General features: G+C 73.8%; 26 protein-coding genes and 1 pseudogene. 14 read left to right on the forward strand and 13 right to left on the reverse strand.

Annotated features, from left to right (window positions below; translation table 11 throughout):
- Position 1 precedes the first annotated feature (1 nt).
- Positions 2-1,111 carry a MupA/Atu3671 family FMN-dependent luciferase-like monooxygenase gene (locus ACZ7D7_RS09785; RefSeq protein WP_470823455.1) on the forward strand — a complete coding sequence of 370 codons (1,110 nt, stop codon included), beginning with the start codon at positions 2-4 and terminating at the stop codon, positions 1,109-1,111.
- A 68-nt stretch (positions 1,112-1,179) separates the two neighbouring features.
- The gene (locus ACZ7D7_RS09790) at positions 1,180-1,992 is read left to right on the forward strand and encodes an SAM-dependent methyltransferase (RefSeq protein WP_470823456.1); all 813 of its coding nucleotides are present in this window, start codon (positions 1,180-1,182) and stop codon (positions 1,990-1,992) included.
- A gap of 18 nt (positions 1,993-2,010) precedes the next feature.
- Here the strand turns inward: ACZ7D7_RS09790 and ACZ7D7_RS09795 are convergent, their stop codons facing one another.
- The 5 genes from ACZ7D7_RS09795 to ACZ7D7_RS09815 form a co-directional block, all read right to left on the reverse strand.
- Positions 2,011-2,793, reverse strand: a complete 783-nt coding sequence (locus ACZ7D7_RS09795) for a thioesterase II family protein (RefSeq protein ID WP_470823457.1) — start codon at positions 2,791-2,793, stop codon at positions 2,011-2,013.
- Complete coding sequence (locus tag ACZ7D7_RS09800) at positions 2,790-3,845, reverse strand: ketoacyl-ACP synthase III family protein (RefSeq protein WP_470823458.1); 1,056 nt, start codon at positions 3,843-3,845, stop codon at positions 2,790-2,792. The genes ACZ7D7_RS09795 and ACZ7D7_RS09800 overlap by 4 nt, the downstream gene beginning before the upstream one ends.
- 18 nt (positions 3,846-3,863) lie before the next feature.
- Positions 3,864-4,565, reverse strand: a complete 702-nt coding sequence (locus ACZ7D7_RS09805; RefSeq protein WP_470823459.1) for a YczE/YyaS/YitT family protein — start codon at positions 4,563-4,565, stop codon at positions 3,864-3,866.
- Between the two features lie 124 nt (positions 4,566-4,689).
- Positions 4,690-5,913, reverse strand: a complete 1,224-nt coding sequence (locus tag ACZ7D7_RS09810) for a cytochrome P450 family protein (RefSeq protein WP_470823460.1) — start codon at positions 5,911-5,913, stop codon at positions 4,690-4,692.
- 223 nt (positions 5,914-6,136) lie between these two features.
- Positions 6,137-6,652 (reverse strand): GNAT family N-acetyltransferase, encoded by a 516-nt coding sequence (locus ACZ7D7_RS09815; RefSeq protein ID WP_470823461.1) that lies wholly within the window; start codon positions 6,650-6,652, stop codon positions 6,137-6,139.
- 235 nt (positions 6,653-6,887) lie between these two features.
- On the opposite strand from ACZ7D7_RS09815, the gene ACZ7D7_RS09820 reads away from it, so the two are divergent.
- Positions 6,888-7,166 (forward strand): hypothetical protein, encoded by a 279-nt coding sequence (locus ACZ7D7_RS09820; RefSeq protein ID WP_470823463.1) that lies wholly within the window; start codon positions 6,888-6,890, stop codon positions 7,164-7,166.
- A 28-nt stretch (positions 7,167-7,194) separates the two neighbouring features.
- Here ACZ7D7_RS09820 and ACZ7D7_RS09825 read toward each other — a convergent pair whose 3' ends face one another.
- Positions 7,195-8,166: a helix-turn-helix domain-containing protein gene (locus ACZ7D7_RS09825; protein ID WP_470823464.1), complete on the reverse strand. Its 972-nt coding sequence runs from the start codon at positions 8,164-8,166 to the stop codon at positions 7,195-7,197.
- A 97-nt stretch (positions 8,167-8,263) separates the two neighbouring features.
- Here ACZ7D7_RS09825 and ACZ7D7_RS09830 point away from each other — a divergent pair, with 97 nt between their 5' ends.
- Both ACZ7D7_RS09830 and ACZ7D7_RS09835 read left to right on the forward strand, forming a co-directional pair.
- Positions 8,264-9,295 (forward strand): saccharopine dehydrogenase family protein, encoded by a 1,032-nt coding sequence (locus ACZ7D7_RS09830; protein ID WP_470823465.1) that lies wholly within the window; start codon positions 8,264-8,266, stop codon positions 9,293-9,295.
- A 274-nt stretch (positions 9,296-9,569) separates the two neighbouring features.
- Complete coding sequence (locus tag ACZ7D7_RS09835; RefSeq protein ID WP_470823466.1) at positions 9,570-9,755, forward strand: hypothetical protein; 186 nt, start codon at positions 9,570-9,572, stop codon at positions 9,753-9,755.
- Between the two features lie 13 nt (positions 9,756-9,768).
- Here ACZ7D7_RS09835 and ACZ7D7_RS09840 read toward each other — a convergent pair whose 3' ends face one another.
- The gene (locus ACZ7D7_RS09840) at positions 9,769-10,173 is read right to left on the reverse strand and encodes a GNAT family N-acetyltransferase (RefSeq protein WP_470823467.1); all 405 of its coding nucleotides are present in this window, start codon (positions 10,171-10,173) and stop codon (positions 9,769-9,771) included.
- Between the two features lie 217 nt (positions 10,174-10,390).
- Between ACZ7D7_RS09840 and ACZ7D7_RS09845 the strand changes: the two genes are divergently transcribed.
- Positions 10,391-11,011 carry a hypothetical protein gene (locus tag ACZ7D7_RS09845; protein WP_470823468.1) on the forward strand — a complete coding sequence of 207 codons (621 nt, stop codon included), beginning with the start codon at positions 10,391-10,393 and terminating at the stop codon, positions 11,009-11,011.
- A gap of 8 nt (positions 11,012-11,019) precedes the next feature.
- Here the strand turns inward: ACZ7D7_RS09845 and ACZ7D7_RS09850 are convergent, their stop codons facing one another.
- Positions 11,020-11,322 (reverse strand): helix-turn-helix domain-containing protein, encoded by a 303-nt coding sequence (locus ACZ7D7_RS09850; RefSeq protein WP_470823470.1) that lies wholly within the window; start codon positions 11,320-11,322, stop codon positions 11,020-11,022.
- A 66-nt stretch (positions 11,323-11,388) separates the two neighbouring features.
- On the opposite strand from ACZ7D7_RS09850, the gene map reads away from it, so the two are divergent.
- On the forward strand, positions 11,389-12,177 hold the full coding sequence (gene map, locus ACZ7D7_RS09855; protein ID WP_470823471.1) for a type I methionyl aminopeptidase: 789 nt from the start codon (positions 11,389-11,391) through the stop codon (positions 12,175-12,177).
- On the opposite strand, the gene ACZ7D7_RS09860 is transcribed toward map, so the two are convergent.
- The 4 genes from ACZ7D7_RS09860 to ACZ7D7_RS09875 all read right to left on the reverse strand — a co-directional run bounded on the left by ACZ7D7_RS09860 (position 12,143) and on the right by ACZ7D7_RS09875 (position 15,742).
- Positions 12,143-12,979, reverse strand: a complete 837-nt coding sequence (locus tag ACZ7D7_RS09860) for a cytochrome c biogenesis CcdA family protein (protein WP_470823472.1) — start codon at positions 12,977-12,979, stop codon at positions 12,143-12,145. The genes map and ACZ7D7_RS09860 overlap by 35 nt on opposite strands.
- 4 nt (positions 12,980-12,983) lie before the next feature.
- Positions 12,984-13,580 carry a redoxin domain-containing protein gene (locus tag ACZ7D7_RS09865; protein WP_470823473.1) on the reverse strand — a complete coding sequence of 199 codons (597 nt, stop codon included), beginning with the start codon at positions 13,578-13,580 and terminating at the stop codon, positions 12,984-12,986.
- Between the two features lie 89 nt (positions 13,581-13,669).
- Positions 13,670-14,404 (reverse strand): ferritin-like domain-containing protein, encoded by a 735-nt coding sequence (locus tag ACZ7D7_RS09870; protein WP_470823475.1) that lies wholly within the window; start codon positions 14,402-14,404, stop codon positions 13,670-13,672.
- Between the two features lie 153 nt (positions 14,405-14,557).
- Positions 14,558-15,742, reverse strand: a complete 1,185-nt coding sequence (locus tag ACZ7D7_RS09875; protein WP_470823476.1) for a Cmx/CmrA family chloramphenicol efflux MFS transporter — start codon at positions 15,740-15,742, stop codon at positions 14,558-14,560.
- 504 nt (positions 15,743-16,246) lie between these two features.
- Here ACZ7D7_RS09875 and ACZ7D7_RS09880 point away from each other — a divergent pair.
- The 7 genes and pseudogenes from ACZ7D7_RS09880 to ACZ7D7_RS09910 all read left to right on the forward strand — a co-directional run.
- Positions 16,247-16,483 (forward strand): annotated as a pseudogene (locus ACZ7D7_RS09880) (SsgA family sporulation/cell division regulator); the annotation flags it as partial.
- Positions 16,484-16,809: 326 nt separating this feature from the next.
- Positions 16,810-17,160: a YciI family protein gene (locus ACZ7D7_RS09885; protein WP_470823477.1), complete on the forward strand. Its 351-nt coding sequence runs from the start codon at positions 16,810-16,812 to the stop codon at positions 17,158-17,160.
- A gap of 5 nt (positions 17,161-17,165) precedes the next feature.
- Complete coding sequence (locus tag ACZ7D7_RS09890) at positions 17,166-18,458, forward strand: RNA polymerase sigma factor (RefSeq protein WP_470823478.1); 1,293 nt, start codon at positions 17,166-17,168, stop codon at positions 18,456-18,458.
- A 9-nt stretch (positions 18,459-18,467) separates the two neighbouring features.
- Entirely contained in the window at positions 18,468-19,466 is a 999-nt protein-coding gene (locus ACZ7D7_RS09895; RefSeq protein ID WP_470823479.1) for a phosphotransferase family protein, read from the forward strand.
- A 277-nt stretch (positions 19,467-19,743) separates the two neighbouring features.
- Positions 19,744-20,733: a sphingomyelin phosphodiesterase gene (gene sph, locus ACZ7D7_RS09900; protein WP_470823480.1), complete on the forward strand. Its 990-nt coding sequence runs from the start codon at positions 19,744-19,746 to the stop codon at positions 20,731-20,733.
- A 239-nt stretch (positions 20,734-20,972) separates the two neighbouring features.
- Positions 20,973-23,996 carry a 3-keto-alpha-glucoside-1,2-lyase-like domain-containing protein gene (locus ACZ7D7_RS09905; protein WP_470823481.1) on the forward strand — a complete coding sequence of 1,008 codons (3,024 nt, stop codon included), beginning with the start codon at positions 20,973-20,975 and terminating at the stop codon, positions 23,994-23,996.
- Between the two features lie 101 nt (positions 23,997-24,097).
- On the forward strand, positions 24,098-24,982 hold the full coding sequence (locus tag ACZ7D7_RS09910; protein ID WP_470823482.1) for an endonuclease/exonuclease/phosphatase family protein: 885 nt from the start codon (positions 24,098-24,100) through the stop codon (positions 24,980-24,982).
- Positions 24,983-25,051: 69 nt separating this feature from the next.
- Here the strand turns inward: ACZ7D7_RS09910 and ACZ7D7_RS09915 are convergent, their stop codons facing one another.
- Positions 25,052-26,254 (reverse strand): anhydro-N-acetylmuramic acid kinase, encoded by a 1,203-nt coding sequence (locus tag ACZ7D7_RS09915; protein WP_470823483.1) that lies wholly within the window; start codon positions 26,252-26,254, stop codon positions 25,052-25,054.
- Positions 26,255-26,268: the final 14 nt, after the last annotated feature.

Here is a 26,268-nt window from a genome sequence, read left to right on the forward strand (position 1 = left end):
GATGGACTTCAGCGTCTACTTCTTCTCCGCGAACGACCGCAACGACTTCGGCACCCGCTACCGGTTCATCCTGGACGTGGCGCGCTTCATCGACCGGCACGGCTTCACCGCCATCTGGACGCCGGAGCGCCACTTCCAGGAGTTCGGCGGCAGCTTCCCCAACCCGGCCGTGCTGTCCGCCGCACTGGCCGTGGCCACCGAGAACCTGCACCTGCGGGCCGGCAGCGTGGTCCTGCCCCACCACCACCCCGTGCGGGTCGTGGAGGAGTGGTCCCTCGTCGACCAGCTCTCGGCGGGCCGCGCGGGCGTGTGCGTCGCCACGGGCTGGCACCAGGGCGACTTCGTGTTCTACCCCGACCACTACGCCGCGCGCAGGCAGTACACCCTGGACCACGTCGACACGGTGGCCGCGCTCTGGAGGGGGGAGACCCGTACCTTCCCCGGCCCCGACGGCCGGGCCCTGGACGTCCGCACCTACCCGCGGCCCTGCCAGCCGGAACTGCCGATGTGGCTGGTGCACACCTCCAACCCGCAGACCTGGGTGGACGCGGGCGAACGCGGACTGAACGTCCTCTCCCTGCTGACCAGCTGGGAAAAGCTGGAGGCCGACATCGGCCGGTACCGCGCGGCCCGGGAGCGCGCCGGCCACGACCCGGCGGCCGGCACGGTCACCGTCGGCATGCACACCTACGTCGGCGACGACGAACAACAGGTGTGGGACCTGGTGCGCGAGCCCGTCAAGGGCTACCTCGCCTCGTTCATGACCCAGAAACGCAACGACGACGCGGTCAGCGGCACCTCCCGCGGCACCGACGCCGCCGAACAGGACCGGCTCGCCGAGCTCATGGCCGAGGACTACTACAGCCGCCGTTCCCTGCTCGGCACCGAGGACAAGTGCGCCGCCACCGTGGACAGGCTGCGGGCCGCCGGGGTGGACGAGGTGGCCTGCCTCATCGACTTCGGCCTGCCCTTCGACACCGTGACCCGGGCCCTGCCCGCCCTCGACGCCCTGCGCCGCCGCTGCTCCGCCCGCCCCGCGCCGCGACCGGCCGGACCGGCTGCGCCCGAGCGAGCCGACGCCGAACCGATGAGCTGGTACTACACCACCTGACCCCGCCGAGCGGCGCCGCCGCGGCACCGACCCCCCGCCCCCGCAACTTCAGAGACAAGAGGTACGAGATGACCTCGACGAACGGGTCGAACAGCGAGGCAGTGGCCGAACTGTACGACACCTTCAGCGAGTTCCACGCCAGGATCTGCGACAGCAACCTGCACCTCGGCTACTGGGCGGACCCCTCCGACCACTCCACCTTCCAGGCGGCCACCGAGCACCTGACGGCACTCATGGTCGACCGTCTCGCGCCGGCGACCGGCCAGCGTGTGCTGGACATCGGCTGCGGCATCGGCCAGCCGGCCTTCCACCTGGCCGGCGGACACGCCGTCGAGATCGTCGGCGTGTCCGTGAGCCGCCGCCAGATCGAGCACGCCAGCACCCGGGCGCGCGAGCTGCGGCTCGCCGACCGGGTGCGCTTCGAGCTGGCGGACGCCCAGCAACTGCCGTATCCCGACCAGTCGTTCGACGCCGGCTGGTTCTTCGAGTCGCTCATCCACATGCCCGACAAGGCGCTGGCGCTGCGCGAGGCGGCCCGCGTCCTGCGGCCCGGCGCCCGGCTCGCCATCGCCGACATGTTCCACGAGCCCGGCGAGGACTGGTCCGCGATCCACCCCCTGGTCACCGCCATGCCGCTCGACGCGTACGAACCGATGCTCGCCGCCGAGGGCTTCGACGTCCTGGACGTCACCGACATCACGCCGCACATCCGCGTCCCCGAACCGGTCCGCCACGGACTGCGGGCGATGATGCTCGAACACCGCGCCGAATGGGTCGACATCGCCGGCGAGGAGGTGGTGCGCGCCCTCCTCGACCCGGAGACCGACACCTTCTACACACCCGGCCTCGGCTACGTCCTCATCACCGCCCGCCGTCGCTGACCCCCGGGGGGCATCCCCTCAGGGCACGAGCGCGCGCAGCAGCTCGGCCGACAAGTGGCCGAGCAGCTGCTCCCGCGACGGCCCGAGGAAGAAGTGCCCGCCGGGCAGGACCGCCGTCGCGCAGCCGGCGCCCGTGACCTCCGCCCACGCGGCCAGCGTGGCAGCGGAGGTCTCCGGGTCCTCGGCACCCCCGTACGCGACGACGGGGCACCCGAGGGGCCGCCCCGGCACGTAGCGGTAGGTCTCCAGCATGGTCGTGTCCGCGCGCAGGATCGGCAGGTAGAGCGCCCGCATCTGCGCGTCCTCCCGCAGCAGCGGCGGGATGGCCCCGTACCGGCTGTCCAGCACGTCGAGGTGCTCGTCGTCCGGCAGCCGGTGCACGCCACCCGTGTACGTGCGCTGCTGCGGGGGGTTGCGCGCGGACACGGCCAGCAGGACCGGTTCCGGCGCGCCCCGCTCGCGCAGCGCCCGCACCGTCTCGAACGCCAGGAACGCGCCGAGGCTGTGCCCGAAGAAGGCGTACGGCTGCGTCAGCAGGGGCGCGAGCGCGTCGGCGAGTTCGCCCGCCGTCGCCACCAGGTCCGTGCGCAGCGGCTCGTGCAGCCGGGCGTCCCGGCCGGGCATGCGCACCGCCCACGGCTCGATCACGCCCGGCAGGCGGTCCGCCCAGCCGTGGTAGACGGCGGCGCCGCCGCCCGCGTAGGGAACGCAGATCAGCCGCAGCAGCGGAGCGGGCGCCGACGCGTCCCGCATGCGCAGCGCCCACAGGTCCGCGGGCTGGACCGGAGCCCCGACCGTCATGCGGTCCGGTCCGGCACGGCGGCCCACGCGGGGACGTCCAGCATCTCCACGACGGCGCACGAGAAGGAGATCCCGGCGCCGGCGCCCAGCATCATCACCCGGTCGCCGCGCCCCAGTTGACCGGTCGCCACGAGGTGGTGCAGGCCGCTGGTCTGGTCGTTGGCGCCGGTGTGCCCGACCGAACGCCCGAAGTCCCACAGGCCCTTGGTCAGGCCGGCGTTCTCGCCGAAGGGCTCCAGCAGGCGGTGCAGGACGTTCAGGTCGCCGACGAACTGGTGGGCGACGCGCGTGATGTCGTCCGGGCCGAGGCCGGCCTCGTCGAGGGTCTCCCGGATCAGGGCGCGCTGCGTCTCACCCATCAACTGGCCCGCGTTCACGAGGTCCTGGCCGCCCTTGTACGTGGCGGCGCGCTCCCGCAGGTCGACCTTGACGCCCGTGGTGCAGCCCGGCGGGAAGAGCGGCTCGCCGCCCCGGTTCAGCTCCTCCAGCTCCGGCAGCGACACCGCGCGGACGTTGACCAGGCGGGCGAAGCCGGCGCGGCGGGACAGCACGCAGGCCGTCGCGGCGTCGCCGAACAGGCCCCCGGGGGTGGCCCGCCACCGGTCGACCAGCGGGTCGCCCCAGTTGTCCGCCGACGTGATGAGGGCGGCCGTACGGTCCCGGTCCGCCGCCAGGTAGGTGCCGGCGAGTTCCATCGCGGCGAGGAAGCCGTTGCAGCCCTGGCGGACCTCCAGCGCGGGGATGTTCCCGCCGACGGTGTGGCGCAGGACGTAGTGCTGCGGCGACCACATGTCGGGGCCCTGGTGGTTGCACGACACGTGCATCAGGATGTCGACGTCGGCCGCCGCGTGCCCGGACATCTCGAGCGCCTGGTGCGCGGCCTCGATCGCCAGGTCCGGGGCGGGCACGTCGCCGGCGACGGCCACCGACTCCCAGCCGAGGGCCTCCGCCTCCGCCGCGTCGTACCATCCGGCGGCCACGGCCTCCTTCGTGGTGACGCGCCCCGGGATGCGGGCGCCCAGGCCGGCGATGTACAGATCGGACAGAAGCATGGTCGAAAGGCCTCTCGCTCAGGCGGGATCGGTCCGGTAGACGGGGACCGGGGACGGATTCTCCAGTCCGTGGTTGCGCAGGGAGAACACGCGGCTCGTGAGCGACATGCAGGGCTGGATCAGGGTGTCGACGAACACCAGGAAGCAGATCGTGCCGAGTCCCACCGGCCCGCCGAGGACGTATCCGGAGCCCAGCAGCACGAGTTCGAGGCTGCCCTTGGCGGCCCAGAACGGCCAGCGCCAGCGGTGCGTCATGGAGATCGCCACCAGGTCCATCGCCCGGATGCCGACCCCGCTCATGATGATCAGCGCGGAGCCGTACGTGCACAGCAGGACGCCGAGGACCATGACGCCGCCGTCCGCGAGCGGCAGGTGGTCGGCGGCCTCCACGGCGCGCAGCACGTCGATCATGCTGCCGCACAGGAAGAACGTGAAGAACGGCGACAGCGGGGGCCGCCGCCGGTTCCAGGCCGCCCATACGACGAGGCACACCACGGCCACGCCGGCCTGCACGATGCCGATGGTCAGCGGGGCGTGTTCGAGGACGCCGAGGGCGAACACGTCGAGGGGATCGGTCCCCAGGTCGGCGTGGATGAAGGCGGCGGCCCCGCTGGAGAACAGCAGACAACCGAGCAAGTAGACGGCGTAGCGCTGACGATGGGCGGCGAGGTGCGCGCGCAGCCGCTCACGTGCGGTCTCGCCGTGGGGGAGGTCACTCACGAGGAACTCCTGGGAAGCCCGGCAACGGGTGCGAGGTCGTCACGGACGACGAGCCTGGCGCACGGCCGTGCGGACCGCCCCGGTACCTGCCCCAGCATCGACCCCAGTTCCGTGTTCCCGGTGGTCAGCGCGCGTGCAGACGCACCGGCAGCGGCTGGTGCCCGTTGCTGATCAGGGAGGCCACGGGCCGGAGTTCGGCCGGCGGCACGGCGAGGTGGATGCCGGGGAAGCGGTCGAACAGGGCCCGCAGCGCGAGGGCGACTTCGAGGCGGGCGAGGGGCGCGCCGAGGCAGAAGTGGACGCCGTGTCCGAAGGCGAGATGCTCCTTGACGGCGCGGGCCGCGTCGAACGTGTCGGCGTCGTCGTGCCAGTCGGGGTGCCGGTTGGCGGCGGCGTAGGAGGCGAGGATCGCCTCGCCGCGCGCGATGGTCCGCCCGTCGGGCAGGGGGATGTCGTTGACGGCGTACCGCAACGGCAGGTGTTTCACGGCCGGTTCGTGCCGCAGGGTCTCCTCCACGACGTCCTCCCAGGTGACGGCGCCGCCGCGGACGAGGGCCAGCTGGTCGGGGCGGGTCAGCAGCGTGAACACGGCCTGGTCGATGACGTTGACCGTGGTCTCGTAGCCGGCGCTGATCATCAGCAGGAGCGTGTCGCGCAGTTCCTCCGGCCTGAGGTGGGCGCCGTCGCCCTCGTCGTCCCGCGCGGCGATGAGCAGGGACGTCATGTCGTCGCCCGGCGCGGCGCGTTTGGTGGCGATGAGGTGGTCCATCAGCTCGTACAGGGCGACGGTGTTGGCCTGTGCCTCGTCCGGGGTGAGGGTGGTGTCGAAGATGCGGTCCACGAGGGCGCGGAAGTCCTCGCGCCGGTCCTCGGGCAGCCCCATCAGGTGACTGATCACGCCGATCGGCAGCGGGTACGCCAACTCCTGGCGCAGATCGACCGGTTCGTCGGCGGGGAGGGAGGCGAGACGGTCGACGAGCCCGGCCACCATGTCCTCGACGGCCGGCCTCATCGCGGCGATGCGGCGGGAGCTGAAGGCCGGCGCCACCATCCGGCGCAGCTTGCGGTGGTGGGGCCCGTACGCGGTGAACATGTTCTCCACGGCCACCCACAGGGCGAGCGGCCAGGTGCCGAGCGCCCGCTCGAACCCCGGCCAGTGGGCCCGGGCGTCCTTGGAGACGTCCGGGCTGGTGAGTAACCGCTTGAGCAGAGCGGGATCGCTGACCGACCAGGCCTCGACACCGAGCACGTCGACCCGGGTGGCCGGGCCCCGCTCGCGCAGGGCGCGGTGCTCGGCGTGGCGGTCGGCACCGGCGGGGTCGAGGACGAACGGGGGCTGCTCACTCATGACGGCTCCTGTCGTACGGCGACGGAGGGCGGGCGGCGCCGGATCGGCGGCCGACTCGCCGGGGCAAACGGCGTGAGCCTACCCCTCGGGGGAGTGCCTACGCGGGGGACGCGAAGCGCCACGGCGGTTACGCGCCACACGGCCGGCCGGGCGGGGAACGACGGCTCCCCGCCCGGCCGGACGGCGCCCGGTGCCCGGTGCCGTGACCGGAGGGGTTCGCCGGCTAGACGCCGAACGGCGCCGCGTAGCGAAGGGTGCCGCTCGGCAGAGGACGGCCGGCGTCGAGGGCGAGGGCCATGAGGGCCTCGTCCGGGACGTCGAAGGTCACGCCGATGCCGTGCGCGCGGGCCCGGGTGAAGCCGAACCGCGGATAGTACGCCGGGTGCCCGAGCACGGTGACGAAGCGCTCGCCGCGCTCCCGGGCGGCCCGCAGCGCGGCACGGACGGCCGCGGAACCGGCGCCGGTGTTCTGGTGGTCGGGCAGGACGGCGACGGGCCCGAGGCACAGCGCCGGAACGGCGCCGATGTGGCAGCGCGTCAGCAGCGCGTGACCGACGGGCCTGCCGTCGGGGCCGGTGGTGACGAGGGACAGTCCGTCGATCCATGCCTCGTCGGCGCGCAGGGCGTCGACGAGGTCGGCCTCCAGCGGGGTGTCGAAGGCCGCGAGGTCGATCTCACGGATGGCGGGACGGTCGGCGCCGGTCTCGGCGCGCGTGATCCAGTCGGGGTGTGTACCCATGGCTGAACGGGATCCGTTTCTGAGGGTGTCGGTGACGGTGCCCCGCGAGCTCACGCTCCCGGCGGGGCGGACGGAACGAGGTCAGGTCGTCGCCCGGGACGTGAGGCCGATCCGGACGCTGCGCACGGCAGTGACCTTGCGCGCGGACATCGACTCGCCTCCCCGCATGCTCGCTCTGTGATCGAATACCGACGGGTTCCAGCATAGAGGGGGAAGCGAAACGGTGTCTCGGAGAATGAAGCGGATCGCCCTGACGGCATGGGTGGTGCTGGTCGCCGTCGGCGGCGGGCTGACCCTGATGATGCAGGACCCGGAGCCGGTCGGCTGGGACGACTGGTGGCGTGACGCGCCGGCGTCGACCTCGTGTCCGGACCTCGGCTCCGTCACCGGGGAGGCCGCGGACGAGGCGTGGCCCACGCCGGCCGCGTCCCTGCCCCAGGGGCAGTGGCCGCAACGGCGGACGATCGAGCCCGAACCGGCCCGGCCGGCCTGTGCCTATCGCGTGGACGACTGAACCGCCCGGCCGAACCCCGGGCGCCCTTTCACGCGAGGGGCGCGTCGCCCGTCCCGCCGCGGGGCCGGGCGCGGAAGGTCCGGCGGTAGGTGTCCGGGGGCACGCCGACCGTGCGGTGGAAGTGGCGGCGCAGCGTCGTGGCGGTGCCCATGCCGGTCGCGGCAGCGATGGCGTCGACACCGCTGTCGGTGTTCTCCAGCAACTCCTGCGCGCGGCGGATGCGTTGGGTCAGCAGCCACCGCAACGGCGTCGTGCCGGTCGCCGCCCGGAAGTGGCGGCCCAGGTTGCGCGAGCTCATCCGCGCCTGCCGGGCCAGGTCCTCCACGGTCAGCGGACGGTCGAGGCGTTCCATCGCCCAGGGCAGCAGCGCCCCGAGGGGATGGTCGTCGCGGGCGGGCACCGGAGCGGCGACGAACTGCGCCTGACCGCCGGCCCGGTGCGGCGGCACGACGAGACGGCGGGCGACGGCGTTGGCGACCGAGGAGCCGTGGTCGAGGCGGACCAGGTGCAGGCACAGGTCCAGCGCGGCGGCCTTCCCGGCGGAGGTGAGGACGCTGCCGTTGTCCACGTAGAGCACGTCCGGGTCGACCTCCACCTCGGGGTGGCGAGCGGCCAGGACGCCGGTGTGCGCCCAGTGCGTCGTCGCGCGCCGCCCGTCCAGCAGACCCGCGGCGGCCAGCACGAACGCGCCGGTGCACAGGGAGGCCACCCGGGCGCCCGCCTCGTGCGCAGCACGCACGGCTTCCACCAGTTCGGGGGGCGGGGCCACGTCGACGTCGGCCCAGCCGGGCACGATCACCGTGTCGGCGTCCCGCAGCCGTTCGAGGCCGCGGTCGCTCTCCAGCCGGAACCGGCCGACCCGCACGGCACCCGTCCCGCAGACGGCGACGTCGTACCACGGGACGGTCACCGTGTCCGGTGCGGAGCCGAACACCTCGTACGCCACGGACAGTTCGAAGTGCAGCATGCCGTCGGTGACGGCCAGCGCGACAGAGCCCATGTCCGGAAGTGTACGGGGCGCGTCGTTCCGGACACTCACGCCCGGCGGCCCGACCCCGCGAGGATGTCCTCAGGTCGTCCGAGAACGGGAGAAACACATGGCAGCGGGGCAGACGGTCGTGGTGTACGGCGCGTACGGGCACACGGGGCGCTTCGTCGTGGCGCGGCTCGTGGAGCGGGGCTTCGTCCCGCTCCTCTCCGGCCGCGACCCCGGCAGACTGCGGGCCCTGGCGGCGTCCCGCCCCGGCCTCGGGACCCGCCCGGCGTCCGTGGACGACCCGGTCGCGCTGGACCGCGCCCTGGCCGGCGCCGCGGCCGTGATCAACTGCGCGGGACCCTTCGCCACGACCGCCGCCCCCGTGATCGAGGCGGCCCTGCGCGCCGGGATCCCGTACGTGGACGTCGCGGCCGAGATCGAGGCCAACGCCGACACGTTCGCGCACTTCACCGACCGGGCCCGCGCCGCGGGAGCGGTGGTCGTCCCCGCGATGGCGTTCTACGGCGGCCTCGGCGACCTGCTCGCCACGGCGGCGGCGGGCGACTGGACGACGGCGGACGAGGTGCACGTCGCGTACGGCCTGAGCGGCTGGCACCCCACCGCCGGCACGCGCGTCGCGGGTGAGGTGTCCCGGCAGCGGCGCGAGGGCCGCCGCGTCCGCTTCACCGGCGGGCGCCTGGAGTACCACGACGACGAGCTGCCCCACCTGAAGTGGCCGTTCCCCGAGCCGCTGGGCACCCGCGCCGTCCTCGGCGAGTACACCATGGCCGACGTCGTCACCGTCCCCAGCCACCTGACCGTGCCCGAGGTCCGCACCTACATGACCGTCGAGGCGGCCCGGGACCTGTCCGCGCCGGACACCCCGGCGCCGGCCGCGGTGGACGACGAGGGCCGCTCCGCGCAGACCTTCGTGGTCGACGCCGTGGTGCGGTCCGGCGGCGCCGAACGCCGTGCCGTCGCCAGGGGCCGCGACATCTACGCCGTCACCGCGCCCCTCGCCGTGGAGGCGGTCCGGCGCATCCTCACGGGCCGGACCAGGACGGTCGGCGTGGCCTCCGCCGGGGAGATGTTCGACGCCGCCGACCTGCTCCACGCGCTGGCCCCGCACATCACCGTGGAACTCGGCCTGTAGCGCGGGGGGTTGGGGGGCGCGGAGCGACGCCGGGGCCGGCCCCGCCCGCGCGCCCCGGGGCGTTGCCTCGTGCCGGGATCGCTTTTTTTACCCCTGCTTTGCATCATGCAAAGATTGGTGTGTGTCGAACAGGCGTGGCGAACCCGGTGGAGGAGATGCGCGGATGGCGGAGGCGTTGACGGGGCGGCGGCCGAGGTCCGCGGGGCCGGGGCTCGGGCCCTGGGACTGCCCGAGTCCGCCCGGGTACCTGCGGGGCAGGAGTGCCCCGGTCGTCGTGCACAAGCCCTTCTTCGCCGGGGGACGTCAGGTCTCGCTCATGGGCGAGGTGGTGGGCGTGGCGCGGTGCGTCGCGGACGTGCTGGCCGTAGTGCGCGGGGTCGGCATCGTCGTGGGGCACGAGGAGGCCGGCACCACGCCGTTGATCGAATGGCGAGGCGGCGGCGCCGACCGCTGGCAGTGAGCGCGCGCCGGGGTCAGCGCTCCAGCAGCGACCGCAGGCTCCGCCGCAGCGCGCCCGTGAGGTGGCCGCACAGCGGGCCGCCCTGGGGCAGTGGCACCCCGGTCTCCTCCGACATCGACCGGAAGAAGTCCCGGCCCTCCCGGGTCTGCAGGGTCGTCGTCCACCGGTGGCCCGGATGACAGGCGAGGAGGGAACGGGTCAGCCGGCGGCCCAGCCCTTGATTCCGCCGGCCGTCCCCCGTCCAGATGTCCAGGACCCGCCCCGTCCGGCACGCCGGGCAGACCCGGAAGCGCAGCCGCCCGACGAGCCGGTCCTCGTGATCGAACAGCACGATCTCGGTCGGAGCCGTCGGCGTCGGAACGGCCGGAGCCGTCGAGGCAGAGGCGGCGAGACCCTTCAGCCGCACGGACAGACCCACCGGGACCACCTCTCCCAGAGCCGACGCCCTTCTCGGGGAAGACGATGCGGTGCCCACTATGGAGCACGTGTGCGCGACCGGTGAAGGGGTCGGACAGCACCCCGCGCCGCCCGCCGACGGCACGCCGCCCACGCCGCGCCACGTTGCGTCGCGTCGGGCGTAAACGTCGGGCGTAAACGCGGTGCGGCGCGAGCCCGGCGTGCCGCAGACTGCACGGGTGATCGTCGCGCAGCCCGTCCTGGAGACCTACGACCCGGGGGATTTCGCCCTCTGGCCCGTCGCCGCGTGCCCGCCGTCCGGTTTCCTGCCGCTCGACGGAACGCTCGGCCCCGCCGAGGTCGGCACGGCGGTGATGCGCATCGCGCAGTGCAACGACATCGACCCGGCGGAGGACGGCCGGCCGCCGCGCCCCGCCGACCCGGTCGGGAGCTTCCTGCACGGGCTGCTCACCATGGACCCCCTCTACGCGGCCGGCGGACTGCGGATCACCGACACCGCGACCGGCACGACGCTGCTGCCGGGCTGCTGCCACGGCGTGGACGAGCGGCGCGACTGGTGGGACGTCGTCGACGGCGCCGGCCACGCGGGCTTCGGTCACGACCCCTCGCCGTACGCGGAACGCCTCGGCGACACCGTCCGGCTGACCGTCGACGCCGAGCGCGACGACAGCCCGGTGATCGAGCTGCCCGTCACGGACCTGCGGCACCTGCTGGCCGGCGTCGAGCGCGACCTGAGCGACTTCCTGCGTCTGGTCGCCGCCTGGGCCGCCCGGCACCTGCCCGGCCGGGCCGCCCCTGTCACCTCCGCCGTCGCGCGCGCCCTGGACCGCGCGAGGTGACTCGCCGCCTACGAGGCCAGTTGCTCGCGCGCGCCGTGGGCGGTGCCGGCCGGTTCGACGTCGGGCTCGGGCCGGCTGATCTCGGCCCACACCGCGTCGAGCGAGAGGCCGAGGACGTCGGCGATCGCCGCGATGGTCGGGAACGCGGGCGTGGCCACGCGGCCCGACTCGATCTTCCGGAGGGTCTCCGGCGAGACGCGGGCGGCGAGCGCGGTTTCGAGCATCGAGCGCTCCCCCCGGGCCCGCCGTAGGAGCGCGCCGAGGCGCTGCCCTCGTTCGACCTCTTCGGGAGTGAGCGGCAACCTGACCATGACCGTGATTCTAGTACCGGTATAGTTTGGCCGGTATAGTTATTGGAAGCATGGAAGGGCGCCGCATTGATCGAGATCCTGAACCCCACTCTGCTGACCCGGGCGAAGGACACCGGCGCCCTGGTCGCCGACATCCTCCAGACGCTGCGCAGCCGCAGCACGGTCGGCACGAACCTCCTGGACATCGACCGCTGGGCCAAGGCCATGATCGTGGAGGCGGGGGCGCAGTCCTGTTACGTCGACTACGCGCCGTCCTTCGGACGAGGCCCCTTCGGCCACTACATCTGCACGGCCGTCAACGACGCCGTGCTCCACGGCCGGCCCCACGACTACACGCTCGCCGACGGCGACCTGCTCACCCTCGACCTCGCCGTCTCCCGGGGCGGGGTCGCCGCGGACGCCGCCATCAGCTTCCTGGTGGGCGACGCGCGGCCAGCCGGGAGCGTCGAGCTGATCAGGACGACCGAGCGCGCCCTGGCCGCGGGGATCGCCGCCGCCGGCCCCGGGGCCCGCATCGGAGACATCTCCCACGTCATCGGCACGGTCCTCCGGGAAGCGGGCTACCCGATCAACACCGACTTCGGGGGCCACGGCATCGGCTCGACCATGCACCAGGACCCGCACGTCCCCAACACCGGCCGGCCCGGCCGCGGTTACACCTTGCGGCCCGGGCTGCTGCTGGCGCTGGAGCCGTGGGTCATGGCGGACACCGCGGAACTCGTCACCGATCCCGACGGCTGGACGCTCCGCAGCGCGACGGGCTGCCGCACGGCGCACAGCGAACACACCATCGCCATCACCGACGACGGCGCCGAGATCCTCACCTTGCCCGTCGGCGCATCAGCAGCGCGGTGATCAGCAGGGCCGCGAACAGGGCGGCCCAGGCGGCGGGCCCGAGTGCGTCCGCGCCGTCGGCGACGCCGCGCTGGGCGGCGGCCACCGCCTCGATGACGGGGTCCGTGGTGGCCGGATCGCGCAGGACGCGGACCTCGTACCAGCCGTAGTGGGCGACGTACGCGCCCACCAGGAGCAGCAGGCCCCCGCCGAGACGCGGGGTGAACGACCCGAGGCGGCGCAGCCGGCCCACCGCGGTGGTGCGGGTGAGCGCGACCGTCAGGGAGGCCGCGCCGACGATCAGCCCCATCCCGGCGGCGTACGCCGCGTACAGGGCGACGCCCTCGCCGGTGGAGCCGCTGCGGAACGCGGAGACGACGATGGCGAGGAACGGGGCGATGGTGCAGCCCAGGGACGCGACGGCGTAGGCCACGCCGAACAGGACCATCGAGGGCAGCGAACGCGTCACCGCGGGCGCGCGGCGCAGCTTCGGGGCCAGGACCGGCAGTTGCCGACCGGCCAGCAGCCACGCCCCGGCGACGGCGATGAACAGGCCGAACACGACGGTGAACCAGGGCAGGTGCTGCTGGACCTGCCCGGCCACCGGCTGCACGGCGAGGCCGAACACGCCGAAGAGCGCCGCGAATCCGGCGGTCATCGCGGCGGTCGCGGCCAGCGCGCGGCCCACGGCGACGGTCCGGCCCGGGCTGTCGTCGCCGAGGACGAGCAGCGACAGGTACGCGGGGAGCAGGGCGAAGCCGCACGGGTTGACGGCGGCGAGGACGCCGGCGCCCAGCGCCAGGGCGAGGGGAAGGTCGGACATCGGGTCAGCCGGTGAGTCCGGAGAGCTTCTCGGCAAGCCCCTTGCCGCCGGGCAGGACACCCTCGTAGACGGTCTTGCCGGTGCGGTCGAGGATCACGTAGGTGCTCTGCTGGGTGATCTCGAACCGCTTCCACACCTCACCCTCCTCGTCCGCGAGGTGTGGGAAGGCGTCGGTGCCCGTGTCGGCGACGAAGTCGCGCATCGCGGCGGTCTTGTCCAGGCCCGCGACCCCGACGACGTTCACGGTGTCCCGGTGGTCGGCGGCGACCTCGGCGGTCTCGGCCGCCTGGCCCTTGCACGTGGGGCACCACGGCGCCCAGAACCACAGCACGGTCGGCCGGCCCGCGAGGGTCTTCGCGTCGAACGGTTTGCCGTCCACCGTGGTGGCGGTGAAGTTCAGCGCCTCCGGCACCTTCGCTCCCGACGAACCGCTGCCGGCGGAGGCGGAGCCGGCGGGGGAGGTGGGGGCGGACTCGGCGGGCGTCGACGCCCGCGCGGGGGCGGACCCCGCGTCGTCGGCGGAGTCGTCGCCGGAGCCGCAACCCGTGAGGGCGAGGACGGCTGCGGTCAGGGTGGCCGGAAGGAAGGTGCGGGCGCGCAAGTGAGGACTCCTGTAGGTCGGTTCCGCCGGTGACAGTAATGCCGGGTCCGCCCCCGGGCAGCCGGCCGGGGCCTTACGGATGTGTGACGTCAGGGCATGTCCGGCCAGGCGTCGTCCGCGCGGGGCGACAGTACGACGCCGACGACCGCGCCGGACGAGCCCATCACGTCGGCCAGGAAACGCCGCCGCGTGAGGCCGAGACGGTGCAGCGCGGGGCCGTGGTCGACGGCGACGACGAACCCGCCGCCGAGCAGCAGGAGTTGCCACAGCACCGTCACCGGGCGCCGTACGGCGCGGGGCAGTTCGGCCAGGGACGCGTGCAGGCGTCGGCGGTGGAAGGGGACGTGGCGCTCCTCGTCGGCCAGGATGCGTCCCGCGACCTCCGAGGTGAGCGCGTCGCCGGCGCCGTCCCGCAGGGCGCGGTAGTAGCGCAGCGCCACCACCTCGGCGATCATCAGCACCAGCAGTTCCATGCGCAGGCCCATGAGGCGCCGCAGCCGGACGAAGACCGTGTCGCTCCAGTGGCCCCCGAGCGTCGGCATCCCGCCCGCCTCCAGCAGCCGGGCCAGCAGCCGGGCGTGGTTCTGCTCCTCGGCCACGAAGAGGCGGACCGCCCGCGTGTAGTCGGCGTCGCCGGCCGCGTCCGCCTTGCCGACGAGATTGGCGCCGTCGCCGTCCTCGCCGACCTGGAAGCGCTGGATGCTCGACCACACCGCCCGGTGCAGCGTCGCGCCCCGCGCCCAGTCCGGGTCGCCCAGGGCGTCCCTGCGGTCCCGCTCGTCCTCGAACCGTCGTATCCACTTGTCGAACCCGCCCGTACCCACGGGTTTCTCCTCTCCGGGCACGGCCGCCGCGCCCCGAACAGGGACGACGCCCCCCACGGCCGAACCGTTCCACGCCCCGACCCGGGCGCACCGCCCGGAAGGGCGGACGGACGGGAACCACCGGCCTGCTCCCGCCCGTCGCGCGGGCAGACGTCAGAGGGTCGTGGTCTCCCCTTCCCGGTCGGCCGTCAGGACGCCCCGGGCGGGGATCGCGACGAGCAGCGCGACGCCGACGAGGAGTCCGCCGGTCCACAGCGGGCCGAGGTTCCCGGCCGCCGTGCCCAGGCCGGCCGCGCCGACGAGCGGTCCGGCGGCGGCGCCGGTGTTGAGCGCGGCCGTCGCGTAGGAGCCGGCCATCGTGGGCGCCGGCGCCGCCTCGTACAGGATCCGTGTGATGAGCGTGCCGCCCAGCGCGAACGACAGGGCGCCCTGGGCGAACACGAGGACGAGCAGCGCCGCCGGCCGGTCGGCCAGGACGGCGAGGGCGGGCCAGCCGACGAGGAGCAGCGGGCCGCAGACGGCGACGACCAGGTCCGGGCGCCGGTCGGCGTACCGGCCGGCGACGGTGACACCGGCGAACGAACCGGCGCCGAACAGCATCAGGGCGACGGGGACCCACAGTTCGCCCAGCCCGGCGGTGTCGGTGACGACCGGCGCGAGGAAGGTGAAGCCCGCGAAGGTCGCCGCGTTCACCAGCGCGCCGAGCCCCATCACCGTCATGAGCCGCGGTCCGGCGAGCAGCGCCAGTTCCGCGCGCAGAGCGGGCCGGACGAGTGTGGCGGCCGCACCTGCGGGACGGGCCGGGATTCCGACGAGGACGCCGACGGCGGCGGGCACGCAGAGCACGGCCACGGCCCAGAAGGTGGCCCGCCACCCGAGCCACGCCCCGAGCAGGGCGCCCCCGGGAACCCCGGCGATCGTGGCCAGCGTCGTGCCGGACAGCAGCACGGCCAGCGCGCGGCCCTTCTCGGCGGCCGGGACGAGAGCGGTGGCCGTCGTCAGGGCCACGGCGAGGAAACCCGCGTTCGCGAGCGCCGCGGCCACCCGGGTCGCGAACAGGACGGCGAAACTCGAGGTGGTGGCGCCCACGACATGGGCCGCCAGGAACACCCCGACGAATCCGAGGAGACTCGAACGCGCGGGCCAGGTCCGGGCGAGCGCGGCCACGAGCGGCGCCCCGGCGATCATCCCGACGGCGAACGCCGAGGTGAGGGCGCCCGCCGTCCCGACCGTCACGCCGAGGTCGCGGGCGAGGTCCGGCAGGAGACCGGCGAGCATGAACTCCGAGGTGCCCATGGCGAAGACGGCCAGGGCGAGCACGTACAGGGGAAAGGGCATCGAAAGGCTCCGAGGCGAGGAGAAGCACGAGAAGGTGGCGTCTCGTCACCGCGGTCAGCACCCCGCGCGGGCGCGCGCGTCCGGCCGCACGACGCGGCGGGACGACGGGGTTACCGGCTCAGTGGTTCAGGGGGCTGACGGCGTGACCGAAAGCCCCCACCTTGGATGCCTCGGGGCTCGACATGGACGGAAGGCTACCCGAAAGCGCCCGCGCGGCGGCGGGTGATACGGCGGCCCCGGCGGCGCGAGCGGCCGGCGGGACGTGCTCCGGCTCCGGCCCCGCCGCGTCGCTCAGCCGTTCTCCAGCCGGGCGAGCCTCTTGTCGACGACCGCGCCGAGAGCGGCGAGTTCGTCGTCGTCGATGCCGTCGAAGATGAGGCTCCGCACGGTCCGTACGTGCGCGGGCGGCCTGCCCGATGGCGCGCCGGCCCTCGGGCGTGAGCACGACGTAGGCGCCGCGGCCGTCGTCGGGCACCTCCTCGCGCTTCACCAGGCCGCGGCCCTCCATGCGCTTGGGGGCTCGGCCCCGACCTGCTCACATCCGGCATGGAGGGCCGCACCGTGGCGGGGGACCTGTCGGTCCACCCCGGACACGGCGAGGACGCGGACGGCGTCTATTGGATACTGCCGGGCCGCGACGACGTGGCGCGGGACAGCGTCCTGCTGCGAGCGCAGGCGTCGGACCTGGAGGCGTTCCTGCGCTGGACCACCTCGCCCTGGGCGCCGCCGACATCGCCCTGAGGGACGACCCGGCCGCGACCCGGACCGATGTCCTGGACATCGCCCTGCGGGAGTTCGGCGCGGTCCTCAGCCCGCAGGGCGCGGCAGCCGCGCTCAAGGCGAGACGTGAGGCCCTCTTCGGGGAGGCGTGACGACGGCCGGTCTCGCCGGAGGCCGGCCCACCCACCCCACGACGTCCGGTGCGAGCACTACGCCGGACGGCTCGCGCCGGCTGCGCGGAAAAAGTTTCCGGGGCGGTGTCGATACCGCCGGGGCCCGTTCGTCGTGATGGTGTGCGGCGGGGTGCTGCGCGAGGATGACGACAGGAACTCGAGGAGAGTCGGACCATGAAGTACATGATGCTGATCAACAGTGGCGCCGTCGACGCGGACGGCGGCGCCGCCGAGTGCACCGTCGAGGACTGGATGGCCTACGACAAGGCCGTCCGCGACGCGGGGATCTTCGTCTCCGGGGAGTCGCTGGCCGACCTGGTCACGGCCACGAAGGTGCGGGTCGGCGCCGACGGGGAGCGGACCGTCACCGACGGACCGTTCGCCGAGACCCGCGAGGTCCTCGGCGGCTTCTACGTCATCGACGTACCCGACCTGGACGTCGCGCTCGACTGGGCCGCCCGCTGTCCCGGCTCGCGCGGCAGCGGCTCGGTCGTGGTGCGGCCGGTCGCCGACTTCGGGGCCTGACGACCGTGGAGGCGCGGGCGACCGGCGCGGACCGGACGGTGGAGTCCGTGTTCCGTGAGGAACACGGCCGGTTGCTCGCCTCCCTCGTGCGCCGCTTCGGGGACCTGGACCTCGCCGAGGAGGTCGCCTCCGAGGCGGTCGAGGCGGCGCTGGTGCACTGGCCGGTGCAGGGCGTGCCGGCCAGGCCCGGCGCGTGGCTGCTGACGACGGCGCGACGCAAGGCCGTCGACCGGCTGCGGCGCGACCAGGCGTACGCCGCCCGGCTCGCCGTCCTCCAGGTGGAGGCGGACCGGGCCGATCCCGCGCCGCCCCCGGACGCCGCCGCGGACGGCGAACTGCCCGACGAACGCCTGCAGCTGTTCTTCACCTGCGCGCACCCGGCCCTGCCGCCCGAGGCCCGCGCCGCCCTGACCCTGCGCTGCCTGGCCGGCCTGACGACGCCCGAGGTCGCCCGCGCCCACCTCGTCCCGCCCGCGACGATGGCGCAGCGGATCGTGCGCGCGAAGAAGAAGATCCGCGAGGCCCGGATCCCCTTCCGGGTGCCCGGCGCCGACGAACTGCCCGGGCGGCTGCCCGGCGTGCTCCAGGTCCTCTACTCCCTTTTCACCGAGGGCTACGCGGCCAGCTCCGGGCCCGAGCTGCAACGGCTCGACCTCGCCGAGGAGGCCATCCGTCTCGCGCGCATTCTGCGCCGGCTGCTGCCCGCCGAACGGGAGGTCACCGGGCTGCTGGCGCTGATGCTGCTGGTCCACGCGCGGCGCGGGGCCCGGACCGGCCCCGGCGGGGAACTCGTGCTGCTGGAGGACCAGGACCGCGGCCTGTGGGACCACGCCATGATCGAGGAGGGCCTGGCCCTGGTGCCGCCCGCGCTCACCGGCGGCCCGCCCGGACCCTACGGGGTGCAGGCCGCGATCGCCGCCCTGCACGACGAGGCACCGGACCTGGCGAGCACCGACTGGCCGCAGATCGTCGCGCTCTACGACGTCCTGCTCGCCCTCACGCCGTCCCCGGTCGTCGCGCTGAACCGGGCGGCGGCCGTGGCGATGCGGGACGGCCCGGAAGCGGGACTGGCACTGCTGGACGAGCTGGCGGGGGAGGACCGGCTGCGCGGCCACCACCCTTATCCGGCCGCGCAGGCGGACCTGTTGCAGCGCCTGGGACGGTTTCCCGAGGCCGCGGCGGCCTACCGGGAGGCGCTCGACCTGGCCGGCACCGAGCCCGAACGGGCCCATCTGCGGCGCAGGTTGAGGCAGGTCGAGCCGCCGGAATCCGACGGAGCGCGAGAGCCGGGCCGCTAGCCTGCCGCCATGACCCGGAGTGAGACCGAAGTGGCGCGCGCGGCAACGGAGTCGGAGGCGGAGCCGGACGAGCCGGGGTGGTCCGCCACCCGCGCCTGGGTGGAGCGCGGCCTTCGGCCCGGCGACCGGATCCGCGCCGCGGTGGGACTGCGGGGCGGCTGGACCTCGCAGATGAGGCGCCTCGACATCGAGGGGGCGGGCGATGCGTACTCCCTCGTCCTCCGGTCCTTCGTCAAGCCGTTCTACGTGAGGCATGCGGCGGGTCTGCTCACCCGGGAGGCGGACGTCCTCCGTCTCCTCGCGGACACGGACGTGCCGGCCGCCCGTCTCCACGCCGTCGACGCGGAGGCGGAGCACTGCGACCACCCGTCGCTCCTGATGTCCCTGCTGCCGGGCGGCATCAGGCTGGACGAGGCGGACGTCGAACGGAAGTCGCGGCTGCTGGCACGGCAGTTGGTGGCGATCCACCGACTGCGTGTCCCTCAGGACGCCCGGCCGCGTGCCTACGAGGCCTGGACCAGTCCGGAGCGGGTGCGGATCCCCAAGGACACGCAGCGCCCGGACCTGTGGCGGCGCGCCGTGGACGTGATCCGCCGCCCGCCCCCGGCCCACCAGCCGTGCTTCCTGCACCGCGACTTCCACCCCGGCAACGTGCTCTTCACCGGTGACGGGGCCGACCTCGCGATCACGGGCGTCGTGGACTGGGTGGAGACGTCCTGGGGACCCGCCGACCTCGACGTGGCCCACTGCTCGACCGCCCTCGCCCTGCTGCACGGCGTGCCCGTCGGCATGCGCCTGGCGGACCACTACGCGGCGGCGGGCGGAACACCGGCCGACGACCCGGCGGCCCACCTCCACTGGCGCCTGCTGGACGCGCTGGCCTTCGCCCCCGACGCGGAGAAGGTCGCCGAGCCCTGGCGGGAACTGGGCCGGACGGACCTGACACCGGTCGTGCTCGCGGGCCGCCTGGAGGACTACCTCGCGGCACTCTTCGGCCGCTACGGCTGACCAGGGCGGGGAGCGCGTCGCGCGGACGACGGCGTCGGGCCGCCGCCCGGCAGGTGCGGTCCGTCGTATGCGGAGATCCTCCACACGGGCGACGCCCGGGGGCTACCTGAGGGTAGTTCACCTTTGCTTTGATGTCCGCCGTGTCCGGCGCCCCGGGTGATCCCCCAGGGGCACCGTCGCGCGTCCTCGGTCCCGGGAGGCATCCCGTCCCGGGTCTGCCGGTCCCCCACGAACGGGAGTTCACGTGCCTCAACCCCTGAGTACCCTCCGTCCCCTGATGCGCCGCGCCGGTACCGCGGCCGTGGCCGCCCTCGCCCTCACCGGCAGCCCCCTCGCCGCCGCCGGCCCCGCCGCCGCCGCACCGGCCCGCGACGCCGCCTCCGTCGAGGCGCCGCGCCTGAGCGTGCTGACGTACAACGCGTTCCTGATGAGCACCTCCCTCTACCCCAACTGGGGCCAGCAGCACCGCGCGTCGGCCATCCCGGCCGCCGGCTTCTTCCAGGGGCACGACGTGGTCGTCGTCCAGGAGGCGTTCGACAACTCCGCGTCCGAGACGCTGAAGAGCAAGGCCGCCGCCGCGTACCCGCACCAGACGCCCGTGGTCGGGCGAGGCAGGACCGGCTGGGACGCGACCGGCGGGGCCTACTCCACGACCACGCCGGAGGACGGCGGGGTGACCCTGCTGAGCAAGTGGCCGATCCTGCGCAAGGAGCAGTACGTCTACAAGGACGCCTGCGGCGCCGACTGGTACGCCAACAAGGGCTTCGTGTACGCCGTGCTGGACGTGGCCGGCGCCAGGGTGCACGTGGTCGGCACGCACGCGCAGTCCACCGACGACGGGTGCGCGGCGGGGGAGGCCGAGCAGGACCGGGCGAGCCAGTTCAAGGAGATCGACGCCTTCCTGGACGCGAAGAACCTCCCGGCCTCCGAGGAGGTCGTCGTCACCGGCGACCTCAACGTCGACTCCCGCAGCCCGGAGTACGCGACGATGCTCGCCAACGCCGGCCTCGTGGACGCCGATTCGCGCACCGGCCACCCGTACTCCTTCGACACCCAGGACAACTCGATCGCCCGGGACCGCTACCCCGGCCTCCCGCGCGAGGACCTGGACCACGTCCTCTTCCGGGCCGGCCACGCCAGGCCGTCGGGCTGGAACAACGACGTCGTCAAGGAGAGCTGCCCGCCGTGGTCGGTCTCCAGCTGGGGCACCACGTACACGTACACCAACCTCTCGGACCACTACCCGGTCATCGGGTCGGCGACGTAACAGGTGCAGGGCAGGGGTGGGGGCGGCGGCGGGGCGGGATGCCGAGCCGCCCACCGCGGTCGATTCGCGGCTCCCGGACGGACTTTGAACTCGTTGATGACAAAGTATGGACGAGCTGAGCAGAAGTCCCTTAGCGTATCCGCGCAACCGTAGGAGTACTGCCTGTCCGCGTATCCGCGCGTGGGTATAGCTCGACCGGAGCGCGATCCGGCGGCCTCCGGTCCCGTCCTGGAGGACCGATGCATCCACGGCTGTTCCAACGTGCCCGAAGAGGGCTCACCACCCTGGTGGTCGGCGGATTCCTGGCCGGGGGCGTGTGGGCCGCGCCGCCCTCCGCCGCCGCGCCCTCCGCCGCCGCGCCCGGCGACGTACCGCCCCAGGAACCCGGTGTCACCCTGCGGGTCTTCGACACCCAGGTCCCGCTCAGCAAGCTCTGCACGCTCAAACCGGGCCAGACACCCAACCACGACAAGCTGATGCCGACCGTCGACTGGTCCAGCACGGCCGACTTCGGCGGCTTCGCCGACAACTTCGTGGCCGAGGTGTCCGGGCGGCTGGTCGTCCCGGCCGACGGAACGTACGCCTTCCGGCTCACCAGCGACGACGGCTCACGGCTCACCGTCGACGACCGCGAGGTCATCGACCACGACGGACTGCACGCCGCGGAGCCCAAGGACGGCACCGTCCAACTCACCGCCGGATCCCACCCGTTCCGCATCGACTACTTCGAGCGGGGCGGCGAGCAGCAGCTGACCCTCGCGTGGAAGCCGCCGGGCGCGGACTCCTTCGGCGTCGTCCCGCGCGAGGCGCTCAGCACCGACGCCGACGTCGTCCGGGTCACCGCCCCGGGCCGCAAGGAGTGCGAGGCGGGCAGCGACAGCCCCGGCGACGGACTGCCGCTGACCGACGTACGCCCCGACCTCGACCTCACCGACCTGCGGCCCGACGGATTCGAACCCCAGGTCACCGGCATGGACTGGCTGCCCGACGGGCGGCTGGCGCTCAGCACGTGGGGCGGCTCCCAGACCACGGCCGGCGAGGTCTACCTCCTCGACAACGTCACGGGCGACACCAGCCGCGACAAGGTCACCGTCAAGAAGGTCGCGAGCGGCCTGCGCGAACCCATGGGCATCAAGTACGTCGACGGCTCGCTCTACGTCTCGCAGAAACACGAGCTCACCCGGCTCGTCGACACCGACCAGGACTCGGTGACCGACGAGTACCGCACCGTCGCCACCTGGCCGTACGGCGGGAACTTCCACGAGTTCGCCTTCGGACTCCTCTACCGCGACGGCCACTTCTACGTAAACCTGTCCGTCGCCATCAACTACGGCGGCGCGACCACCGTCCCGCAGCCCGCACCGGGCCGCGGCACCACCTACAGGATCAGCAAGAAGACCGGGAAGATCCACCCGGTCGCCGGCGGACTGCGCACCCCCAACGGCATCGGCTGGGGCCCCGGCGGAGACATCTTCACCACCGACAACCAGGGCGGCTGGCTGCCCGCGTCGAAGCTCGTCCAGATCAGGCAGGACCGCTTCTTCAACCACTACACCGAGCCCGCGGGCCCCTTCGACGACCGGTCCGTCACGCAGCCGGTGCTGTGGCTGCCGCAGAACGAGATCGCCAACTCGCCCAGCACACCCCTGCACCTGACCAAGGGCCGGTTCGCCGGGCAGATGCTCATCGGCGACGTCACCTACGGCGGACTGCAGCGCGCCTACCTGGAGAAGCTGAAGGGCCAGTACCAGGGAGCCGTGTTCCGCTACACGCAGGGCCTCGAAGCCGGCGTGAACCGGATCGTCATGGGCCCCGACGGCGCCGTCTACGCGGGCGGCCTGGGCGCCGACGGCAACTGGGGCCAGGAAGGCAAGCTGAAGTTCGGCCTGCAGAAGCTCACGCCGAACGGCGGCAACACCTTCGACATCAAGGAGATGCGCGCCGTCCCCGGCGGCTTCGACCTGGAGTACACCCAGCCGCTGTCGCAGGCGACCGCCGGGGACCTCGCCAAGCGCTACCAGGCCGAGCAGTGGCGCTACACCCCGACCTCCGACTACGGCGGCCCGAAGATCGCCGAGGAGCGGCTCGCCGTGCGCTCGGCGACCCTCGCCGACGACGGCCGCACCGTCCGGCTCCGGCTCGACGGCCTCAAGCCCGGCCGGGTCGTGCACGTCCGCTCACCGCGCCCGTTCGCGTCCGAGTCCGGCGAGGCGCTGTGGAGCACCGAGGCCTGGTACACGCTGAACGCCCTGCCGGGCACCCAGCCGCCGCCCGCCACGCAGTACGAGGCCGAGGAGGCCCGGCTCACCGGCACCGCCGGCATCAACACCGACCACCCCGGCTACTCGGGCAGCGGCTTCGTCGACCGGTACGCCACCGAGGGCAAGGCCGCCACCACCTTCGACGTGACCGTCCCCGAGGCCGGCGACTACGACGTCAACCTGCGCTACTCCAACGGACCCAACCCGTTCCAGGGCACCAAGTCCCTCTCCCTGTACGTCAACGGCGAGAAGCTGCGGCAGACGGAACTCGCCTCGACCGGCACCTGGGACGCCTGGTCCACGCAGGGCGAACGCGTCACCCTCGACGCCGGACACAACACCGTCTCCTACCGCTTCGACACCGGTGACACCGGCCACGTCAACCTCGACCTGATCACCGTACGTCCGCACGGCGCGACGACCGCCCTGTTCGACGGCACCGCCGCCTCGCAGGCCAACTGGCAGCACACGGACGGCCGTCGCGTCGAATGGCCGCTCACCGCGGAGGACTCCATGGAGGTGTGCTGCGGCGACATCCGCACGAAGGAGGCCTACCGGGACTTCAAGCTGCACCTGGAGTTCCGTGTCCCGCGGCTGCCGGACGACGTGACCGGACAGGACCGCGGCAACAGCGGCGTCTACCTCCAGGACCGCTACGAACTCCAGATCCTGGACTCCTTCGAGGACCCGACCCTCGCCACCAACGAGGCCGGGGCGATCTATCTGAAGAAGGCGCCGGACGTCAACGCGGCCACGGCGCCCGGGACATGGCAGACGTACGACATCACCTTCCGCGCGGCACGCTTCGACGCCGACGGCGACAAGACCGCCGACGCGCGGGTGACCGTGGTCTGGAACGGCAGGACGATCCACGACGACGTCGCGATCGACGGGCCGACCGGCGGGGGCGCCGCCGAGGGGCCGGCGGCCGGTGCCGTCCGGCTCCAGGACCACGGCAACAAGGTGCGTTTCCGTGACATTCGGGTGGAACCCCTGGACTGACGCCCGGTCAGGGGGCGCACGGGAGGCGTGGCCGGGCGCGGGGTGGAGCAGAATCCACCTGGTTCCGTGCCCGTCCCGCTTCCCCTCGCTCTGGAGAAGGCATGAAGTCCAGATTCCGACGCCCCGTCCGCCGCGGCCGTGCCGCCGCCGCACTGCTCGCCGCCGTGGTCCTCGCCACGGCGACGGCACCGGCGACCGCCGCGGGCACCGACACCCCCGGGGAACACGCCCCCGCGGTGCCGCTGCGCGTGGCGACCTACAACATCCACGCCGGCGCCGGCCAGGACGGGGTCTTCGACCTCGACCGCACCGCCCGGGCCGTACGCGACCTGGACGCCGACGTGATCGGGCTCCAGGAGGTCGACGTGCACTGGGGCGCCCGCAGCGCCTTCGTGGACGAGGCGCGGGCCCTGGCCGAGAAGCTGGACATGCGGGTGTTCTTCGCGCCGATCTACGACATGGACCCGGCCGCGCCGGGCGGGGAGCGCCGGCAGTACGGCGTGGCCGTGCTCAGCCGCCACCCCGTCCTCGCGGCCGAGAACCACGACATCACCCGGCTCTCCACGCAGACCCCCGGCGCGCCGCCCGCCCCGGCACCCGGCTTCGCCGAGGTGACGGTCAACGTCAACGGCGCCCACGCGCACGTGTACGTCACCCACCTCGACTACCGGGCCGACCCGTCGGTCCGCGTGGCCCAGGTCGCCGACATGCTGGAGGTGCTGGCCGAGGACCAGGGACCGAAGATCCTCGTCGGCGACTTCAACGCGGAGGCGGCGGCCCCGGAGCTGGCGCCGCTGTGGGAGGAGCTGCGGGACGCCGCCCCCGACGGCGGCGGCACGTATCCGGCGATCACGCCGGTCAAGCGCATCGACTTCGTCACCGTGTCGCCCGACATCACCGTCACCGGCGCCCGGACGGTCGCGACCGACGCCTCGGACCACCGCCCCGTGGTCACGGACCTGGAACTCCGTCAGCGCGGCGACTGAGCGCGCGGCAGCGCGGGCGCGGCGGGCGAGGCGGGCGAGGCGTGCCGGAGAGCGGCCTCGCCCGCCGCTTCACGCCTCGCCGTCGGCCCCTGCCGGAGCGGCGGCCGGAGTCGTCCGCAGCCGCACGGGCGGCACCGCCGCCGGCTCCGGCAGGCGCAGCGGCCCCCGGCCGGGCGTGATCGAGCCCAGGACGCTGGGACGCCGGGCCCCCGTGCACGCCGGAACCGTGCCCGCCAGCCCGTGCACGGTCAGGAACCCCAGGACGGCGAAGGCGTACGCCTCCTTCGCCGCCGACGGCAGTCCGAGATCGTCGGAGGCGCACAGCGGGATGCCGCCCAACTCGGCCCGGAGCATGGCCATGAGCGTGGGGTTGCGGGTCCCGCCGCCCGAGGCGACGACCTCGCTCGCCCCGGCCGAGCGCACCGCGTCGGCGACCGTGCGGGCGGTGAGCCGCGTGACGGTGGCGACGACGTCCTCCGGCGGGAGCCGGTCGTGGCCCTCCAGCACGGCCCGCAGGTAGGGCCAGTGGAACAGCTCCTTGCCGGTCGTCTTCGGCGGCGGCTTCGCGTAGTACGGCTCGTCGAGGAGCCGCCGCAGCAGCGCGTCGTCGACGCGACCCCGGTCGGCCAGCGCCCCGTCACGGTCGTATGCCTGCCGCCCTTCGGTGAGGGCGTGCACGGCCGCGTCCACGAGGGCGTTGGCGGGGCCGGTGTCGAAGGCGACCGGGGCGCCCGGGCCGGTGGCCACCGTGAGGTTGGCGATGCCGCCCAGGTTCAGTGCGGCGGGCACGCCGGCCCGGCCGTGCAGCCACAGGGTGTCGAAGACGCTGACCAGGGGCGCGCCCTGGCCGCCTGCCGTCACGTCACGGGTGCGCAGGTCGGACACCACCGGCAGGCCGGTGGCCTCGGCGATCCAGGCGGGCGAGCCGATCTGCAGCGTGCCGTGCACCCGGCCCTGTTCGACCCAGTGGTAGACGGTCTGGCCGTGCGAGGTGACGAGTTCGGCCCGGCCCTCGCACAACTCCCGGTCGGCACGGGCCGCGAGAGCGGCGAAGGCCTGGCCGATCCGGGTGTCGAGACGGCACACGTCCCTCATCGTCGTCGCGGCGGGCGGCAGCGCGGCGGACAGATCCGCCCGCAGCTCCTCCGGATAGGGTGAACTCACCATGCCCAGCGGGGTGAGCAGGAGAGTGTCCCCCCGCAGCTCCAGGTCGGCGGCCGCCGCGTCGACCGCGTCGTGCGAGGTGCCCGACATCAGCCCGATGACCCGCATCCCTCCTCCTCTCT

The sequence above is a fragment of the Streptomyces sp. NPDC037054 genome, from assembly GCF_055606745.1.

What these genes read in the sequence shown, in the direction of transcription:
- ACZ7D7_RS09785 (WP_470823455.1), top strand. Translation starts at nt 2, where the DNA reads ATGGACTTCAGCGTCTACTTCTTCTCCGCGAACGACCGCAACGACTTC.
- ACZ7D7_RS09790 (WP_470823456.1), top strand. Translation starts at nt 1,180, where the DNA reads ATGACCTCGACGAACGGGTCGAACAGCGAGGCAGTGGCCGAACTGTAC.
- ACZ7D7_RS09795 (WP_470823457.1), bottom strand. Translation starts at nt 2,793, where the DNA reads ATGACGGTCGGGGCTCCGGTCCAGCCCGCGGACCTGTGGGCGCTGCGC.
- ACZ7D7_RS09800 (WP_470823458.1), bottom strand. Translation starts at nt 3,845, where the DNA reads ATGCTTCTGTCCGATCTGTACATCGCCGGCCTGGGCGCCCGCATCCCG.
- ACZ7D7_RS09810 (WP_470823460.1), bottom strand. Translation starts at nt 5,913, where the DNA reads ATGAGTGAGCAGCCCCCGTTCGTCCTCGACCCCGCCGGTGCCGACCGC.
- ACZ7D7_RS09815 (WP_470823461.1), bottom strand. Translation starts at nt 6,652, where the DNA reads ATGGGTACACACCCCGACTGGATCACGCGCGCCGAGACCGGCGCCGAC.
- ACZ7D7_RS09820 (WP_470823463.1), top strand. Translation starts at nt 6,888, where the DNA reads ATGAAGCGGATCGCCCTGACGGCATGGGTGGTGCTGGTCGCCGTCGGC.
- ACZ7D7_RS09825 (WP_470823464.1), bottom strand. Translation starts at nt 8,166, where the DNA reads ATGGGCTCTGTCGCGCTGGCCGTCACCGACGGCATGCTGCACTTCGAA.
- ACZ7D7_RS09830 (WP_470823465.1), top strand. Translation starts at nt 8,264, where the DNA reads ATGGCAGCGGGGCAGACGGTCGTGGTGTACGGCGCGTACGGGCACACG.
- ACZ7D7_RS09850 (WP_470823470.1), bottom strand. Translation starts at nt 11,322, where the DNA reads ATGGTCAGGTTGCCGCTCACTCCCGAAGAGGTCGAACGAGGGCAGCGC.
- ACZ7D7_RS09860 (WP_470823472.1), bottom strand. Translation starts at nt 12,979, where the DNA reads ATGTCCGACCTTCCCCTCGCCCTGGCGCTGGGCGCCGGCGTCCTCGCC.
- ACZ7D7_RS09875 (WP_470823476.1), bottom strand. Translation starts at nt 15,742, where the DNA reads ATGCCCTTTCCCCTGTACGTGCTCGCCCTGGCCGTCTTCGCCATGGGC.
- ACZ7D7_RS09885 (WP_470823477.1), top strand. Translation starts at nt 16,810, where the DNA reads ATGAAGTACATGATGCTGATCAACAGTGGCGCCGTCGACGCGGACGGC.
- ACZ7D7_RS09895 (WP_470823479.1), top strand. Translation starts at nt 18,468, where the DNA reads ATGACCCGGAGTGAGACCGAAGTGGCGCGCGCGGCAACGGAGTCGGAG.
- sph (WP_470823480.1), top strand. Translation starts at nt 19,744, where the DNA reads ATGCGCCGCGCCGGTACCGCGGCCGTGGCCGCCCTCGCCCTCACCGGC.
- ACZ7D7_RS09905 (WP_470823481.1), top strand. Translation starts at nt 20,973, where the DNA reads ATGCATCCACGGCTGTTCCAACGTGCCCGAAGAGGGCTCACCACCCTG.
- ACZ7D7_RS09910 (WP_470823482.1), top strand. Translation starts at nt 24,098, where the DNA reads ATGAAGTCCAGATTCCGACGCCCCGTCCGCCGCGGCCGTGCCGCCGCC.
- ACZ7D7_RS09915 (WP_470823483.1), bottom strand. Translation starts at nt 26,254, where the DNA reads ATGCGGGTCATCGGGCTGATGTCGGGCACCTCGCACGACGCGGTCGAC.